Origin of the sequence: Shewanella sairae (assembly GCF_023283535.1) — a bacterium.
Classification (GTDB): Bacteria; Pseudomonadota; Gammaproteobacteria; order Enterobacterales; family Shewanellaceae; genus Shewanella; species Shewanella sairae.
In genome coordinates this window covers 62,716-78,652 of sequence record NZ_JAKILT010000009.1, presented here as the reverse complement: position 1 = coordinate 78,652, position 15,937 = coordinate 62,716, and the positions used below count along the sequence as shown (strand labels likewise).

At 43.5% G+C, this 15,937-nt stretch carries 16 protein-coding genes; 8 read left to right on the top strand and 8 right to left on the bottom strand.

Annotation, left to right across the window (positions count from 1 at the left end; translation table 11 throughout):
- Positions 1–47 precede the first annotated feature (47 nt).
- From L2748_RS05575 to L2748_RS05565, 3 genes are all read left to right on the top strand, one after another.
- A complete protein-coding gene (locus L2748_RS05575) occupies positions 48–1,178 on the top strand; it encodes an S-(hydroxymethyl)glutathione dehydrogenase/class III alcohol dehydrogenase (protein WP_246616052.1) in 1,131 nt (376 codons plus the stop codon).
- A gap of 94 nt (positions 1,179–1,272) precedes the next feature.
- A complete protein-coding gene (fghA, locus tag L2748_RS05570; RefSeq protein ID WP_220778444.1) occupies positions 1,273–2,112 on the top strand; it encodes an S-formylglutathione hydrolase in 840 nt (279 codons plus the stop codon).
- A gap of 361 nt (positions 2,113–2,473) precedes the next feature.
- Positions 2,474–2,800: a DMT family transporter gene (locus tag L2748_RS05565; RefSeq protein WP_220778443.1), complete on the top strand. Its 327-nt coding sequence runs from the start codon at positions 2,474–2,476 to the stop codon at positions 2,798–2,800.
- Between the two features lie 158 nt (positions 2,801–2,958).
- Here the strand turns inward: L2748_RS05565 and L2748_RS05560 are convergent, their stop codons facing one another.
- The 3 genes from L2748_RS05560 to L2748_RS05550 all read right to left on the bottom strand — a co-directional run bounded on the left by L2748_RS05560 (position 2,959) and on the right by L2748_RS05550 (position 4,954).
- Positions 2,959–3,603 (bottom strand): hypothetical protein, encoded by a 645-nt coding sequence (locus L2748_RS05560; RefSeq protein ID WP_220778441.1) that lies wholly within the window; start codon positions 3,601–3,603, stop codon positions 2,959–2,961.
- Positions 3,604–3,662: 59 nt separating this feature from the next.
- A complete protein-coding gene (locus L2748_RS05555; RefSeq protein WP_220778439.1) occupies positions 3,663–4,358 on the bottom strand; it encodes a HupE/UreJ family protein in 696 nt (231 codons plus the stop codon).
- Between the two features lie 137 nt (positions 4,359–4,495).
- Positions 4,496–4,954, bottom strand: a complete 459-nt coding sequence (locus L2748_RS05550) for a hypothetical protein (protein WP_220778438.1) — start codon at positions 4,952–4,954, stop codon at positions 4,496–4,498.
- Positions 4,955–5,178: 224 nt separating this feature from the next.
- On the opposite strand from L2748_RS05550, the gene L2748_RS05545 reads away from it, so the two are divergent.
- Complete coding sequence (locus tag L2748_RS05545; RefSeq protein WP_220778437.1) at positions 5,179–5,598, top strand: DUF6491 family protein; 420 nt, start codon at positions 5,179–5,181, stop codon at positions 5,596–5,598.
- Between the two features lie 9 nt (positions 5,599–5,607).
- Here L2748_RS05545 and L2748_RS05540 read toward each other — a convergent pair whose 3' ends face one another.
- Complete coding sequence (locus L2748_RS05540) at positions 5,608–7,248, bottom strand: ShlB/FhaC/HecB family hemolysin secretion/activation protein (RefSeq protein ID WP_248957669.1); 1,641 nt, start codon at positions 7,246–7,248, stop codon at positions 5,608–5,610.
- A gap of 178 nt (positions 7,249–7,426) precedes the next feature.
- Positions 7,427–8,647: a threonine/serine exporter family protein gene (locus L2748_RS05535; protein ID WP_220778435.1), complete on the bottom strand. Its 1,221-nt coding sequence runs from the start codon at positions 8,645–8,647 to the stop codon at positions 7,427–7,429.
- Positions 8,648–8,853: 206 nt separating this feature from the next.
- Here L2748_RS05535 and L2748_RS05530 point away from each other — a divergent pair, with 206 nt between their 5' ends.
- From L2748_RS05530 to L2748_RS05520, 3 genes are all read left to right on the top strand, one after another.
- Entirely contained in the window at positions 8,854–9,252 is a 399-nt protein-coding gene (locus L2748_RS05530) for an MAPEG family protein (protein WP_220778433.1), read from the top strand.
- A 259-nt stretch (positions 9,253–9,511) separates the two neighbouring features.
- Positions 9,512–11,890: a YgiQ family radical SAM protein gene (locus L2748_RS05525; protein ID WP_220778431.1), complete on the top strand. Its 2,379-nt coding sequence runs from the start codon at positions 9,512–9,514 to the stop codon at positions 11,888–11,890.
- Between the two features lie 137 nt (positions 11,891–12,027).
- Positions 12,028–12,369: a YkvA family protein gene (locus tag L2748_RS05520; protein ID WP_220778428.1), complete on the top strand. Its 342-nt coding sequence runs from the start codon at positions 12,028–12,030 to the stop codon at positions 12,367–12,369.
- Positions 12,370–12,384: 15 nt separating this feature from the next.
- On the opposite strand, the gene lpxL is transcribed toward L2748_RS05520, so the two are convergent.
- Entirely contained in the window at positions 12,385–13,314 is a 930-nt protein-coding gene (lpxL, locus tag L2748_RS05515) for an LpxL/LpxP family Kdo(2)-lipid IV(A) lauroyl/palmitoleoyl acyltransferase (protein ID WP_220778427.1), read from the bottom strand.
- A 189-nt stretch (positions 13,315–13,503) separates the two neighbouring features.
- On the opposite strand from lpxL, the gene L2748_RS05510 reads away from it, so the two are divergent.
- Positions 13,504–14,085, top strand: coding sequence for a hypothetical protein (locus L2748_RS05510; protein ID WP_220778425.1), 582 nt, complete (start codon positions 13,504–13,506; stop codon positions 14,083–14,085).
- A 114-nt stretch (positions 14,086–14,199) separates the two neighbouring features.
- Here L2748_RS05510 and L2748_RS05505 read toward each other — a convergent pair whose 3' ends face one another.
- Both L2748_RS05505 and L2748_RS05500 read right to left on the bottom strand, forming a co-directional pair.
- Positions 14,200–14,766 carry a lipid-binding SYLF domain-containing protein gene (locus tag L2748_RS05505; RefSeq protein WP_220778423.1) on the bottom strand — a complete coding sequence of 189 codons (567 nt, stop codon included), beginning with the start codon at positions 14,764–14,766 and terminating at the stop codon, positions 14,200–14,202.
- Between the two features lie 113 nt (positions 14,767–14,879).
- Positions 14,880–15,782 carry a hypothetical protein gene (locus tag L2748_RS05500; protein ID WP_220778421.1) on the bottom strand — a complete coding sequence of 301 codons (903 nt, stop codon included), beginning with the start codon at positions 15,780–15,782 and terminating at the stop codon, positions 14,880–14,882.
- Positions 15,783–15,937: the final 155 nt, after the last annotated feature.

Below are 15,937 nucleotides of genomic sequence, written 5' to 3'. Positions count from 1 at the left end.
CTACGGCACACGCCGTAATTTAAAGATTATTAAAGTAGGAATACAAAATGACAGCACAAACAATCAAATCAAAAGCCGCAGTAGCTTGGGCAGTTGGTCAACCACTATCAATGGAAATCGTTGATGTAATGCCACCACAAAAAGGTGAAGTGCGCGTTAAGATGATTGCCACTGGCGTATGTCACACTGATGCATTTACATTATCAGGCGATGATCCAGAAGGTATTTTCCCTTGTATTCTTGGCCACGAAGGCGGCGGTATTGTTGAGTCAATCGGTGAAGGCGTAACTAGCGTTCAAGTTGGCGACCACGTTATTCCACTTTACACGCCAGAATGTGGCGAATGTAAATTCTGTAAGTCTGGCAAAACTAACCTTTGTCAGAAGATTCGTGAAACTCAAGGTAAAGGTTTGATGCCTGATGGCACTACGCGTTTCTCTAAAGATGGCGTTGAGATTTACCACTACATGGGTACATCAACATTCTCTGAGTACACTGTATTACCTGAAATTTCATTAGCTAAAGTTAACCCAGAAGCGCCACTAGAAGAAGTTTGTCTACTAGGTTGTGGTGTAACAACGGGTATGGGCGCGGTAATGAACACCGCTAAAGTTGAAGAAGGCGCTACAGTTGCTATCTTTGGTATGGGTGGTATTGGTCTGTCAGCGGTAATTGGCGCAGCAATGGCAAAAGCCTCACGCATCATTGCTATCGACATTAACGAAAGCAAGTTTGACCTTGCTCGTAAATTGGGTGCAACTGATTGCATTAACCCTAAAGACTACGACAAGCCAATCCAAGATGTGATTGTAGAGCTAACAGATGGTGGCGTTGATTACTCTTTCGAGTGTATCGGTAACGTACACGTTATGCGTAGCGCATTAGAGTGCTGCCATAAAGGTTGGGGTGAGTCAGTTGTTATTGGTGTTGCGGGTGCAGGCCAAGAGATCTCAACTCGTCCATTCCAGTTAGTCACTGGTCGAGTATGGAAAGGTAGCGCATTTGGTGGTGTTAAAGGCCGCTCTGAGTTACCTGAGTACGTTGAGCGTTACATGGCTGGCGAGTTCAAGTTAAACGACTTCATTACTCACACTATGGGTCTTGAGCAAGTTAACGAAGCATTCGACCTAATGCACGAAGGTAAGAGTATTCGTACTGTTATCCACTTCGATAAGTAATTCAGTCGTACAAAACAACAAGCGCTTTCGGGCGCTTGTTTTTTAAGAGAGTTAATGACTCTCGATGTCACAAATTTTTAGGAGTCGGTATTAAATGACTGTAGAAAATATCAGCGTAAATAAGAGCTTTGGCGGCTGGCATAAGCAATACAGCCACCAGTCTACAACCCTTAATTGCGCCATGCGATTTGCGGTTTATCTGCCGCCTCAAGCCTCAAACGGTAAAAAAGTGCCAGTGCTTTATTGGTTGTCAGGCCTAACCTGTACCGATGAAAACTTTATGCAAAAAGCCGGCGCTCAGCGTATGGCTGCAGAGCTTGGTATTGCGATTGTTGCGCCAGATACTAGCCCGCGTGGTGACGATGTTGCCGACGATGCCGGTTACGATTTAGGTAAGGGCGCTGGTTTCTACGTTAACGCGATTCAAGCACCATGGAACCGTCATTACCGTATGTATGACTATGTGGTAAATGAATTGCCACAGTTGATTGAATCTATGTTCCCGGTTAGCGATAAACGCTCAATTGCGGGTCACTCGATGGGCGGTCACGGTGCACTCGTTATTGCGATGCGTAACCCAGAAGCATATCAATCAGTATCGGCATTTAGCCCGATTGCTAACCCAGTTAATTGCCCTTGGGGTAAAAAGGCGTTCACTGCTTATTTAGGTCGAGATACCACTACTTGGGCTGAATACGATGCCAGCTTGTTGATGCGCCAAGCAACGGAGTTTGTCCCTGCGCTGGTGGATCAAGGTGAAGCTGACGATTTCTTAATTGAGCAGCTAAAGCCTGAAGTACTTGAAGCTGCGGCTAAGCAGAGTGGTTATCCGCTAACGTTAAACCTGCAAGAAGGTTTCGATCATAGCTATTACTTTATCGCTAGCTTTATCGAAAACCACCTACGTTTCCATGCTGAGCATTTGGCAAAATAAGCTAATTTTCGCTTAGTGAAGTGCTTTGACTTTTTTGGGAGGAATAGCAAATAGCTATTACTTCCCTCTATTCATTAACTTCATCGAAAATTACCTAGATTTCCATGCTGAGCATTTAGCAAAATAAACTAAATTTCAATTAGTGAATCACTGCTATTCACTGACATACCGACACTAAAAGCTGCCTACTAAGGCAGCTTTTTTGTTACTGATATTCAGGCCTTAAAAGATTATTACCCAAGGGTAAAAGTCATTTGTATTTTATGGTGATTATCAATATTACCCAGATGAATATAATAGCTTTATTGATTTAAACCTCATTGCAAACATAGCTTTGCAGAGCAAATAACAAGGTAATAGCATGAGCTGGATTTTTCTTTTATTGGGCGTAGTCGCGGAAGTGTTATCTCATGTGGCATTAAAAGCCACCGATGGTTTTAGCAAGCCATTACCTGCGGCACTGGTTATCTTGGGTCACCTCACAGCGTTTATTTTTTTAGGCCAAGCAATGAAGGGCATGCCAGTTGGTGTGGTACATGCTTTATGGGCAGGTTTAGCTATTGTGTCAGTGACATTAATCTCAGCACTATTTTATCGCGAACATTTGGATATGACGGCCTGGGTTGGCATGGTGCTGGTGGCAGCGGGTGTCATGATGATTAACTTTTCACAAGGTCATGCTCATTAGCGATAAGCTTAATACTGTAAAATGAATGAAAGCCCGCAAAACCTAGTGTTTTCGGGCTTTTTGCTGATTGCTTTAAGGGTAATCTAGCAAGTAATGCCAATATCTCGAACAGCATTCACCCCAGATACTTACAACTTTGCACCCCTTAACTAAATGGGTTACCCCTTAATTAAATAAGCGCCTTTGGTGGATAAGGTTACCGTAATAGGTTGGTTCGTTTTGTTTTTCCAATACCAACCGTGTGAGCCAGAAAACGGTGTGGTCAGCGTGCCCCGCATTTTACTGGCTGTCGTAATCGCAAAGCTTTCGTAAAAGCCGGTGCTATCACCTTGTGGTTCTCCATGAAAATCAAAAAATAGCTCGCCGCCATCGGTACGCCAGTCGTACTCCAAATGCTTGCCTTGATTGAGTAAAAACTTGTATTCCAAGCCTTTACCGGCAGGGATAACAATATCGACTTTATCTTGGCGCATGCCAGGCTCTTGCGCTCTCGCTTGCTTTATTTCACTTACCGTCGGTGCAAGATCAATCGCTAATGTATTAGCGCTAGGGGTAGGGTTTTCAGCTGATACTAAAGAGATCGGGCTTGGGTCTGCTTGTGCCGCTTCGGCAATCTTGGTCAGTCCCATGGCTTTACCTATTCCTGTCGGGTCTATGTTGTATTCAGCGGGTAAAATTGCGGTAACCAATACAATTGCGCCGATTATTCCTGCACAAAGACTGGCTTTAAGCAGCGTTGCATTCGAGTGGACTGGAATGGTGTTTTGCTCATGATGATTGCTTTGGTTATTGATATTTTTCATTGTTTTTCCTTGTCTTTATCTTATTTCAATATTGGTTTGAGTGTCTAACTTGGATGCTTCTAGTTAATGAAATAGCCTGTGAGTTGGAAGCCCACAAGCATTACGCCAGCGCTCATCAACAAGGTATTTGTCACTGTTGAAAACTGCAGGTAACTTTTGTGCCGACGCCAGAGACTCATTAAAATGAGCACTAACCCAAGTGCTAAAAACTGGCCGATTTCGACCCCAATGTTGAATGCTAAGATGTTAGGAACGAGCCCATCTTGCGGTAATTGAAACTCCTGAATTTTAGTTGCCAAGCCAAATCCATGAAACAGCCCAAATATCATCACTGCGACTTTTGTATTGGGTTGAAAGCCAAAGACTCTTTGAAAGCCACCTAAATTATCAAACCCTTTATAAATAATAGAAAAGCCAATAATAGCGTCGATGAGATAGGCATTTACTTGTATGTCATAGTACACACCAGCGAGCAGGGTAATGCTGTGGCCAATGGTGAATAGACTCACATATAAGAGTACGTCTTTAGTGCGGTAGAGGAAGAAAACCACACCGACTAAAAACAATAAATGGTCATATCCCGTGACCATGTGTTTAGCGCCAATATAGATAAAGGGCACAATTGATACCCCTTGGTTAAGGGTTAAAAATTGCTTGGTACCTTCATCGACACCGTGAGCAAGCAGTGAAAAAGAGGCGAATAGCCCGCATAGCAGCACCATTAACTTAATGGTTGTGGCCAAAGGTTGGCTCATTGCTGTTTCTCCAAATTATTTTAGATATGATTAAGCACAGCGAAATAGGCTGATATATATATCAGTCGCTTATGCTCATATTTATAAAAGCGATTTAAATACTGGTTGTCAGTTATTTGATAATCGCTAAAAAATAATTAGCAGTGTGGAGGCGGAAGCGGTGGGGCATAGCGGTGACCCTCGTAGCGCATATCGTTATCGCTAATGGTCGCCGAGTGAATAAACTGGCTGGAAAATACCCTCTCTACAGGTATATCCGACGGCGTATGGCCATGATTGGCATGGTCATGTTCGGTTATTGGATTCGAGTCTGTATTGAATGTGTTATCGCCGTTGATTACAGAGTCGCTTGCAAGGTAAGCGGTGACCGATTCAGTAGCATTAAATGCGCTAGGGGCATGTGAGTGCTGACTGAATGATTCAACTACTGCATGGCTATGATGGTGATATATCGATTGTCCTAATGGGTGTTCACCATCGGGATATTGTACAGAATAGGCTGAACTTACGGAAAAAAACTGACAAACAAAAAGCATTAGCATGATTGCCAATGTTGATTTTGAATGTTGCTTAGGCTGAACGTTAAGCCTAAACATATTTTGCAGTCTTTGAAAAATAATAACCTCTTATTTGCCTTATAATTGGCATTGTTACTTGAGCATTAAATCAGATCGGCTTTAAAAGCGCTAGCCTAGATAGCGTCATTATTAAGCAAGTTTAATTTACGGCATTGCACCTTGTGGCGTAAGTTTAAATAGCCGTTTGTTGCTTATTAACCGCGTGCGACTACAGTTAATTTTATTCAAGCAGGAGATATCTTATGCGTACATTACCAAAACTATTATTGATATTGAGCATTGCATTGGGCGGCTGCGCAGCAACTGAAGCCAATAAAGAGCGTGGTGCAATGTATACCTTCCCGGCTCTTGAGCAAGTTAACTCGATTGATAATTTCCGTATGGATGGCTGGGAAAGTGTCGATCGCTACTCGATCATAGTGGGCGTTCGTCCAAACCAAAATTATTTGTTGATCCTTAATAGTGGCTTGAATGATTTAAACTTTGCTCAAGGCTTAGCTGTTAGCTCAACCATGGGCAAAGTTGAAGCAGGCTTTGACTCGGTGTCTACGGTGCAAGATCCTATGATGAAGTCGCAAATTAAGCGGATTTATAAATTAGAAGATAAGCAGCAAAAGAATCAGATTAAAGCCCAAATAGAGGCTTTTGCAGATAAAAAATAGCAATTATCATCAAAAATGATTTTTCACCTGAAAACGCCATTCCCAACTATTTACTTCAGGGCCAGAGGTAAAAGGCACGCTTAAATCAATATGGGCGACATTGCCATAGCTGGATTTTGAAGAGTAAATCCTTGCTCCAATACCAAAGCTGCCAATTGGCGAGGATATAGCGTTGTTACTATCGTTGCCGCCAAACGCTTGGCCAATATCAGTAAATACCGCCCAGCCTAACTCTGCGAGTTGGTAAAGATCAATATTTGGGTAGTTACGTAGCTCTGCAGTCAATGTCCATTGATTATCGCCATATTGGTAATCATTAGGATAGCCGCGAATGCCGGTTTCATCGCCAAGTGCAAACGGTCTGTCTAAGTAATTATTTTTTGAAGTGCTTAACCTTAGCTTTGAATATGCGGTCCATTTGGGCGCGAGTTGGTAAAAGTATTCCGCTGCCAGGTTCAGTTGGTAGAAGTCCTTTTGGCTGGTGGCAAATACCCCTCCGCCATCCATTGCGAGCAACAGCAGTTGCTTATCTGCTTGATAGCCGCGACTCGATTGCCAATTGAAATGGTAGCCAATCGGTGAATCGTCGTTGAGATCGCGGGTTTCAATGCCTAGCTTAATAAAATGCTGCCAACCTAAATTAAAGTCTTCGTTGTAATTGATCAGGTGAATATTTTGTAGGACTTTAAAGTCATCTTCAATGTATTGATATGCCAGCCATGGATAAAGAAAATCTCTATCTTGGGGCAGCTCTGAAGTCGGGTAATTGTCTACATGGCTAAATTCATGGCGATCTTGAGTTATACCGGTAATGATCCGCGACAGCTGTTGCTCATCTTTATCTATTAACCAGCCTAGCCGAGCATTGTTGTAGCTAACCGCGTGTTCAAATTCATTAGTGTCTTGACCATTTTGCTTTAAGGTGTCGATACGTAAATCATTCAAATATTCAGCCGAATACATGTGATTACCATCGAGGGTATAGAAAGGTTTCTCAAAATAGAGATGTTGCGCATGACCGTCACTATTATCGTAAAAATCGGCTGCAATGGTTGCGTGTTTGATAAAATTTACCGGGGCCTCAATAGCAAATTTATAGCCGGTTCTGTCGGCATTAGATTGGTATTTAAAGCGGGTTCTAACGCCATATCCAAATAAATTATCTTCTTTTATACCGACAGAGAACTTACTTTCGCCACCGCTGCGGCTAGCGTTAAATGTCGGTAGTAACGACCAGTTATCCCAAGTCTCGACTAAAACATTTTGCCCTTCGTCGGCAAGGTCTGCATCGGGTGCGGGCTCTGAGTAAGTGATTTTTGCATCGCGGATATAGGGTTCAGCCCGCAAAATACGTTGCATTTCATCGAGATCTTTTTGACTGACACTTTGGCCTTCTTTAAAGCTAAGCTTATTGCGGATCACGTTATCACGGGTATTGATGTGTAGGTAATTAGCCCAACGATGGATAAAGAAGGTTTCAGGATCTGAGAGATCAAAGATATCGTTACTCTTGATGACAATATTTTTGGTGGGCTTTTTTTGTTGAGCATCAGTATTGGGGTTAGCGATAGCGGTTTTATTTTCAGCAGAAGTGGCACCCGCATGGATGCTTACAAGACATGCTAATGTCACGCTGAAAAGCCGTTTCATCCTATCGGTTATCCTCCTTGGCAAGATCCATTAATAACAGAAAGTAATAAAGCTGTCATATTGATTAAGTGTAGATGACTCAAGCAATAACGTGCTGATTTACTAAGCTGAAAGTGATGTGAGGCAATAAAAAAGAGCGCTTAAAGCGCTCTTCCTATCTAGAGATAAGTAATAGTATTTATAAGGTACGTCTAGGTGGTACCGCGACGTTGGCAAAGATAAGTCCAGCGACAATCGACATAAAGATTAAGAATATTTGAATGCCAAGGTGCGACTGGTTAAAAATGGTTTCGCCCAAAATAAGGGTGTTCAGCCCAATATAGGTTTTACTACCGGGAACCAAGATGACAATACCTTGCAGTAGTGCAATAGATGCTGGGGCCTTCATCCAGCGGGCATATAAATTGGAATAAATACCTACCGCCAAAGCGCCAAAGAAAATACCAATAGACTCACCGAAGTAAATTGCGCCTAACATGGCTGAGAAAAAGGCAACGATTCCCGCCAAAATTCCCCAAGGCGAGTCTTTTAAGCGCGCTTTAAAGATGATGACCAGTGCAGTAGAAAGGATTGGCACGGCTGCCCAAATGGCCCAAGTCGGTAAGGTTTCTGGCGGTACATAAGTGGTCTCAGCAAAAATTGCTTTACCTATTGCCATCCCCAGAATCACCCCAAAGTACAGCTTAAATAGCAACATAAAGGCGTCCATCACCCTTGCTGTACCCGATATCAAGTCTCGAGCGGCCAGTTCGGCGAGGCCCAAGGTTAAGGCTAGGCCGGGGATAAAGATAATAATCCCCGATAGGATAATGACAGGAATATTGACAGACGGATCGATTTTGGCAATGCCATAGGCAAGGATGGCACATAGAATGGCGGCAAGGGGTTCGAGCATTTCTGCCATTCGTTTTGAGCGTTCGGCACGGTAAACTAAACCGTAGACCATTAAGCCTAGCATCCCAGACCAAAATACATCGTTCCAACTGGTGCCCATTAGCATGGCAAATGCGCCGGCTGAAGTGCCAAAAGCGAGCAGAGTGAGTTTGGTGCCGTATGGGTTAGGTTTGTTGGCAATCTCTTCTAAACGCTCAAGCGCTTCTTGCAGGGTACGCTGACCAGACATGAGCTCTTCAACCAACTCGTCGGTGCGAGCCAATGCGCCTAAATCGAGATCGCCAGGCTTAACGCGGGCAACGTGGTTGTACTCTTGATCTTCATCGTGCTGCAGCACAAAAGTCATCGCCGTTGGCGAAATTAAAAAATAACCTTCTATCCCCAGTACATTAGAAACACCTTGTAAGTGGGTTTCTAAGCGGTAGGCAGGTGTACCAAATTTATGTAGCGCTTTACCGAGTTTAATAATAAAACGGCGCTTTTCTAAAAACTCTTGATTATCCACAATCTCAATTCGCTATTGGTGACTTAGGGTTTGTATTTAAAAACAGTGCCTTAAAGCTTTTTTAGTTATTGTTTTATCTCACTGTTTTACGGTCATCATTTTACGAGCGCATCTTACCTTATTTGAGATAAAAAAGTTGCCATTTATTTACATGATGTTCGTTAATTGTAATGCTGGGGTTTTGCGATTAAATAATTGGAGTGAAGATGCCGCTTGCTATCTCAGGCTTGTATATCAGCCTCACAGCGTTACTGACCGTTTTACTCACGTATCGGGTAATAAAATTAAGACGAACTCATAAAATAGGTATTGGCACCGCGGGCAACGAATCACTGACTTTGTCGCAGCGAGTACATGGCAATTTACTTGAGAATGCACCAATCGCTTTGCTGTTATTAGTGGTCGCCGAGCTAAATGGCAGTAGTAGTTTAATGCTGCATGTTTTTGGTTGTGTGTGGATTATTGCACGTGTGCTGCATGCCATTGGTTTAACCCAAGGTAAAGGGGGTTACCACATAGGTCGCTTTTGGGGGATGATATTAACTTGGAGCGTGATTGTGGGTTTAGCGCTGGTTAACTTGTTTGCTTACGTGATGAGCCTTTAGAATTGTTAGTCCGAAATAGCCCAGAGCAAATGAGCTTATTTCAGTGATATAGCATGTTAAGAATAACGTTAAAACCCGCTAGAGTAATACCCGTAGTCAAATTATGGGATAAGCAGCTATACTAAAAAAAGCATCAATTTGATGCTTTTTTAGTCACACCTTGCAGGCGTAGCCTGTTATACTCCGCGTCCCCGTTGCGCGAGCAAGTCGGGGCGCAATATCTGCGTAATTTTTGTATTTCAGTTAGGCTGCCTAATCCATGCAAGTAGAATCCACGTTATTTACCTTTCCAAAGTATCGCCCTGAGCTCACGCGCCCAGCGCCTTTCTTGCCTATGTCTCGTAAAGAGATGGCTAAGTTAGGCTGGAATAGTTGTGACATCATTATCGTCACTGGCGATGCATACGTGGATCACCCAAGTTTTGGTATGGCGGTGATTGGTCGCATGCTCGAAGCTCAAGGTTTCAGAGTGGGGATTATTTCTCAGCCTGATTGGTCAAACAAAGAAGACTTTATGAAGTTAGGTAAGCCTAACCTCTACTTTGGTGTGACTGCCGGTAATATGGACTCGATGATCAACCGTTATACGGCCGAGCGTCGTATGCGTCATGACGATGCTTACACTGCGGGTAATATCGGTGGCAAACGCCCCGATCGCGCGGTAACGGTTTATACCCAGCGCTGCAAAGAAGCCTTTAAGCAGGTACCTGTGGTAATTGGTGGTATTGAAGCCAGTTTACGCCGCATTGCCCACTACGATTACTGGTCAGACAAAGTGCGCCGCAGTGTGATTTTAGACGCTAAAGCCGACATCTTAGTTTACGGTAATGCCGAGCGTCCTTTGGTAGAACTGTCGCATCGTTTAGCGGCAGGTGAGCCGATAGCTGAATTACACAATATCCGCGGCACTACAGTTATTCGTAAAGAACCGTTGCCTGAATGGAAGGGCATGGACTCGCGTAAGATTGATCAGCTGCATAAGATCGATCCTATCCCTAACCCGTATGGCGCCGATGACGTAGGTTGTAAAAACCTGTCAGGGCCGACGGATGAAAAGATTTTTGATAATGATGCGCCAAAGGCGATTAGCGTTCAGCCAGCTAGACCTAAGCCATGGGAGAAAACCTATGTCTTGTTGCCAAGCTATGAAAAGGTGTCTGAAGATAAATATCTCTATGCCCACGCATCACGTATTTTGCACCAAGAACAAAACCCAGGCTGTGCTCGTGCACTGTTTCAAAAGCATGCTGAGCGTGCGATTTGGGTTAACCCGCCTGCGTGGCCGTTAAATACCGATGAAATGGATGGTGTGTTTGATCTCGCTTATCAGCGCGTACCGCACCCATCATACGGCAAAGAGAAAATCCCAGCCTACGACATGATTAAGACTTCGATAAACATCATGCGAGGCTGTTTTGGCGGCTGCTCGTTCTGCTCTATTACCGAGCATGAAGGACGTATCATTCAGAGTCGCTCGCAAGACTCGATCGTGAAAGAAATTAAAGATATTCAAGAAAAAGTGCCGGGCTTTACCGGGGTGATTTCTGACTTGGGTGGCCCAACAGCCAACATGTATCGTTTAGGCTGTACTAGCGTAAAAGCCGAGAGTACCTGTCGTCGTTTATCTTGCGTGTTCCCATCGATTTGTGGCCATTTAGATACCGATCATCAAGCAACTATTGACCTGTACCGCGCAGCGCGTGACGTACCGGGTATTAAAAAGGTATTGATTGCCTCTGGTGTGCGTTATGACTTAGCCACAGAAGATCCTCGCTACGTTAAAGAATTGGCAACCCACCATGTTGGCGGCTACTTGAAGATTGCGCCAGAGCATACCGAAGAAGGCCCGCTTAACAAGATGATGAAGCCGGGTATGGGCACTTACGACAAGTTTAAAGAGCTTTTCGATAAGTACTCGCAAGAGGCGGGTAAGAAGCAGTATTTGATCCCGTACTTTATTTCGGCGCACCCGGGTACGACTAATGAAGATATGGTGAACTTGGCATTATGGCTAAAAGGCGAGAAGTTTAAGCTGGATCAAGTGCAAAACTTCTATCCATCGCCAATGGCTAATGCGACTACGATTTATCACACTGAGCTGAACTCGCTGAAAAACGTTAAGCATACTAGTGAAGAAGTCTCAGTGCCTAAGAAGGGCCGTCAGCGTAAGCTGCATAAAGCCTTGCTGCGTTACCACGACGCAGAAGGTTGGCCACTTATCCGCGAAGCACTTATTGCTATGGGTAAAGAGAAGCTGATTGGTAATGGACCTAACTGTTTGGTACCGGCAGAATCTCGCCAAGAGCGTGAAGCAATTCGTAATAAGAAGAAGCTAAACACCCAAGATAACGGCAAAGGCAAAAAAGCCTTCACCCGCTTCTCTGGCGATCAATTTGATGATCGTAAAGAGGGCGCTAAGTCTGAGCAAAATAAGTCAGGGCAAAACAAGTCCGGTGCTAACAAAGCTGGCGCAAATAAGCCTGGCGGTAAAGCTGGTGGCAATAAGTCAGGTCTGAATGGCCAATCTGGACAAGCTAAGTCAGGGCAAGCTAATTCTGGGCAGGGCAAGCCGGGCCAAGCAGGCAAACGTCCTCCTAAAAAGAATGCTTGGGGCACAACGCCTAAACACCAAAGGTAAAGCTTGGGGGACTCAAACAAGTGCCCTAAACACCAAAGGTAGAGCGTTTACGCATTTGTAAGCTAGCTATATCAGCTAAAATGAGGGAATATCTTATACTGACAGGTATAAATATTCCCTTTTTTATGGGTGCGAAAATGACGCAACAAACAAACGATAATATTGAATATAGCGATGAAAGCTTTTGGCTGAAGGTAAAACTATTTGCTAAAAAAGCCGGTCGTGAAGTGATCGATAACGCGCTGTGTTTGTATTATGCGGCCAAACGTCCAGACACGCCTAAATGGGCTAAAACTGTGATATTTGGCGCACTGGCCTATTTTATTTCACCGATTGATGCGATCCCCGATTTAACGCCAATTATGGGGTTTTCTGATGACTTAGGCGCGCTAGCTGCTGCTTTGGCTATGGTGTCTATGTATGTTGATGATGGTGTAAAAAACCAAGCCGCTGAGAAAACTGCAGCTTGGTTTGATTAGCTTAAAACCTTAGCCTTAATAAAGAGATGCTTCGCCATCTGGGCGGTTCTTAAAGCGTCTATGTAGCCACATATATTGGCTTGGCTTAGCCATAATCGACTCTTCAACAATCTTATTGATAAAGCAGGCGCCAGCGTGTTCATCCCCCTTAGGAAACTTGTCTATCATTGGCTCTTTAATGGTTAAGGTGTAGTGACCACTATCGTTGTCACGTACAAAAACCACAGGCACGATGGCACAATTTGTATTGTCCGCTAACAGGCTAGTTCCTGTTGTTGTACAAGCATTTTCTACCGCAAATAGCGGCGCGAAAGTCGAGCGACGACGACCATAATCATGATCCGGTGCGTACCACATAAAGGCACCATCATTAAGCGCCTCAAGCATAAACTTAACGTTTTTTCGGTGGATAAGCGTATGACCACCTTGAGAGCGACCTTTTAACTGAAAGTAGTCAAAACACGGATTATTGTTTGGGCGGTATACTGCCATGCCCTGTGCATATTGGCCAAATGCCCGGCCACTAAGCTCAAGGTTAAGTGAATGTACGGCAATCAGTAGTGCGCCGCGGCCTTCAGCTTTTAGTTTGTCGATATGGTCCATGCCAACGACTGTGGTGTGTTTAGCAATGCGTTCATTAGACCAAAACCAAGCCATGCCCGTTTCAAGTAGGGCCAAACCGGTATTTTCAATATTCTGTTTGGTTAGCTTTTCACGCTCGGCGTCAGTCATGTCTGGAAAACACAGCTCAAGATTTCGCTTGATAGTGCGTGTGCGACGTTTCATAAAGCTAAGTACGACGCGGCCGAGTAGTTTGCCGAAACGAATTTGAATTGCGTAGGGCAATAGGCTGCAAAGGTAGCTAACGCTAATGATTAATAACACACACCAATATTTGGGATGTAACATTGCGAGCGAGAAGGTTGGTACTGTGTACTTACTCATGAGGGGTAGAGCTTTTAGTGATACTGAAAAATGTCGCGCGATTATACGTGATATCTTTCACTTTATAGCTATCTAAAATGAGTTAATTATTCTGATCGTTAGCGGGCAACTGATTTATAAAGCATTTAATCTTTCAGCTAAAATTTATCTGCTTATGATAGTGTTAGTCACAAATCATCGGAGATAATAATGAAAACAATAAAATACTCTGGCCTCGCGTTAGTAGCTGCTAGCTTTGCAGTACCAGCAATGGCCACTACAGTTGAACAGAATGCTTTTTTCGATAACCTCGCAGCGCACTGTGGTAAAGCGTTTGCAGGTACTGTGACAGCGGGTAATACCGCAGATTCGGCATTTAGCGGTAAAAAGCTCATTATGCATGTGCGTGAATGCAGTGACACTGTGCTGAAAGTGCCATTCCACGTAGGCGATGACCACTCCCGTACTTGGGTGATCACTAAAACCCCATATGGGTTGCACCTTGCCCATGACCATCGTCATAAAGATGGCTCTGAGGATAAGGTGACTATGTACGGCGGAATGACTGCTGATATGGGCAGTGACACTGAGCAATCATTCCCAGTTGATGCCTACTCGATTAACAACTTTAGAGAAAATGGTTTAGATGTTTCGGTGACTAACGTTTGGCATATGTATGTTAAGCCACAAGAGTTTACCTACCGCTTAACCCGAGACAACCGCGACTTTAGAGTCGATTTCGATCTAACTAAACCGGTTGCTTTACCACCAGTACCTTGGGGGCATAAGTAATCAGTGCTGCTGGTAAGTATTGAATCGCCAAAACAGATTTCGAGCTTCTAATGCTCTAGATGTAGTTACTAAAAAGCCCGCTAATTTGCGGGCTTTTGCTTTTAAAATTAAGAGTTACTTTTCTTCAAAAGTGAATGATTGTCCGGCAAGTGCAGCTTCAAACATCAAACCGCCTTTGGCGACTGTAAACACCGCCATACCGTTAATGTAGGCGGCTTTAGCTGCGCTCTTACCTGCGCCAGCGGAATTACCCGTTGTTCCTGCTTGTGCATTGGCGCCAATATTAATGGCGACTGCAGAGGCTTGTGCACCAAATTCAAAACTGCCGCTAGTGAATTCGTTATAGGCCTTTTCATCTTTAAAGAAGATAATCTCACTATAGGCTTGGCCGCCCAGCTGAAAACCGAATGACACTTGAGTCAGGCTGGTATCGCCTGTGTAAGTGCCAGTGCGATAAACTTGACCTTTACCGTAAGCGGCCCCTATACCAATGCCGCCTTTTCCTACAGTAGGAAATAGCGCATAACCGTAGGCGTTATTAAAGAATTTCTGAGTTTCATTAGCTTGTTGAAAAGTGCTTTTAGCTTGGGCATAGCTATCTTCTGCTAAAGCTTGCGGGGCTAATAGAATGCCGGCAAGCAGACATAAGCTAGTGGCAACTTTCTTGATAAAGTGAGTCATTCCATTCTCCTAATCGTACAAACAGGCTAGACCTTAGCATACGCTTACTGAACGGAAAGTGAATGGCTTTAGTCAGACTTATTGCAACATAAAATAAAAGCATAGCAACGCGCTTACTGTTTACTTTCTTTGCTCTGTTCATCTTCTTTCATTAGTTGGTGTAGATATGCCAGTTCTTCTGAACTGAGTAATTGCTGACTGGCTTGCATTGGCGTTTTTTGTGGCGAGATTTGCGCAAGTTTACCGCGTAAAAATGCTGCTCGAGTGATTTGTTTTAAGCCATAAATAGCGAGCAGATAAACAGTCAATAAGAGTGTTAATGTTGTTGCGGCTTGATTGATAACCAGCATGGTTTCACCAAAATAAAAAGGGATGATAATCAGCACTGTTCTAATAAGCCAATTACTCATTAAGGCTAAGGTTAGTACTAGTAACCATCTAAATTTAATGTCTTTTAGTGTATTTTGGTGGACCCTTGCGGCTCTGCCAGGATAACGGCTAAGCATTTTTATAATATAGAAAAAATACCAGCCAGTTTGAATAAACAGTAATGCGGGTAATAGCATGCTCAATAGGTGTAAGTCAGTTAGCTTCGACAACTGCTCTAATTCAAATTTTGGCCAATGATGACCAAATATAAGCCTGAGTCCTGAGGTGGCTAAAACTAGTACGGCAACGATAATTGCTGGATAAAAATGGCGGGAAAATCCGATAGGATGATTTATTTCATTGAGGCTACGTTTACAGTATAAGTACAGCAATGGCATCATCAAAAAATACACGGGAATGATTAAGATAAATAGTAGATGAATGGGGGCAGGAGCGTTGTCGTTGGTCAGTAGTCCGGTGAAAAAGTACAACGCCATTAAGCTAAAAATACTACCGAGAAGTTTATGATTGCCACTGCGCTCATTATAAATATAACGGATGTATAAACCTAAGCCTAAGCAGTGTAAGCCGCCAAGCAATGATAGCCACCAATAGCCTTGAGAGAAAATTTCGCTAAATTCATTCATGTGACTTTTATTTCAACTGATTACTTTATTATATGCAAGTGCTCAATTAATCATCATGTTAATTGGGGTGTTAGTTATGCTCTATTTGTTCCTCATTTCTGATTGTAGACCACTTATCTGTTTAGTGTTTTCGGTACAACATACCTTTAGTGAAT

Coding starts and splice junctions, on each gene's coding strand:
- L2748_RS05575 (WP_246616052.1), top strand. CDS start 48: ATGACAGCACAAACAATCAAATCAAAAGCCGCAGTAGCTTGGGCAGTT.
- fghA (WP_220778444.1), top strand. CDS start 1,273: ATGACTGTAGAAAATATCAGCGTAAATAAGAGCTTTGGCGGCTGGCAT.
- L2748_RS05565 (WP_220778443.1), top strand. CDS start 2,474: ATGAGCTGGATTTTTCTTTTATTGGGCGTAGTCGCGGAAGTGTTATCT.
- L2748_RS05560 (WP_220778441.1), bottom strand. CDS start 3,603: ATGAAAAATATCAATAACCAAAGCAATCATCATGAGCAAAACACCATT.
- L2748_RS05555 (WP_220778439.1), bottom strand. CDS start 4,358: ATGAGCCAACCTTTGGCCACAACCATTAAGTTAATGGTGCTGCTATGC.
- L2748_RS05550 (WP_220778438.1), bottom strand. CDS start 4,954: ATGTTTAGGCTTAACGTTCAGCCTAAGCAACATTCAAAATCAACATTG.
- L2748_RS05545 (WP_220778437.1), top strand. CDS start 5,179: ATGCGTACATTACCAAAACTATTATTGATATTGAGCATTGCATTGGGC.
- L2748_RS05540 (WP_248957669.1), bottom strand. CDS start 7,248: ATGAAACGGCTTTTCAGCGTGACATTAGCATGTCTTGTAAGCATCCAT.
- L2748_RS05530 (WP_220778433.1), top strand. CDS start 8,854: ATGCCGCTTGCTATCTCAGGCTTGTATATCAGCCTCACAGCGTTACTG.
- L2748_RS05525 (WP_220778431.1), top strand. CDS start 9,512: ATGCAAGTAGAATCCACGTTATTTACCTTTCCAAAGTATCGCCCTGAG.
- L2748_RS05520 (WP_220778428.1), top strand. CDS start 12,028: ATGACGCAACAAACAAACGATAATATTGAATATAGCGATGAAAGCTTT.
- lpxL (WP_220778427.1), bottom strand. CDS start 13,314: ATGAGTAAGTACACAGTACCAACCTTCTCGCTCGCAATGTTACATCCC.
- L2748_RS05510 (WP_220778425.1), top strand. CDS start 13,504: ATGAAAACAATAAAATACTCTGGCCTCGCGTTAGTAGCTGCTAGCTTT.
- L2748_RS05505 (WP_220778423.1), bottom strand. CDS start 14,766: ATGACTCACTTTATCAAGAAAGTTGCCACTAGCTTATGTCTGCTTGCC.
- L2748_RS05500 (WP_220778421.1), bottom strand. CDS start 15,782: ATGAATGAATTTAGCGAAATTTTCTCTCAAGGCTATTGGTGGCTATCA.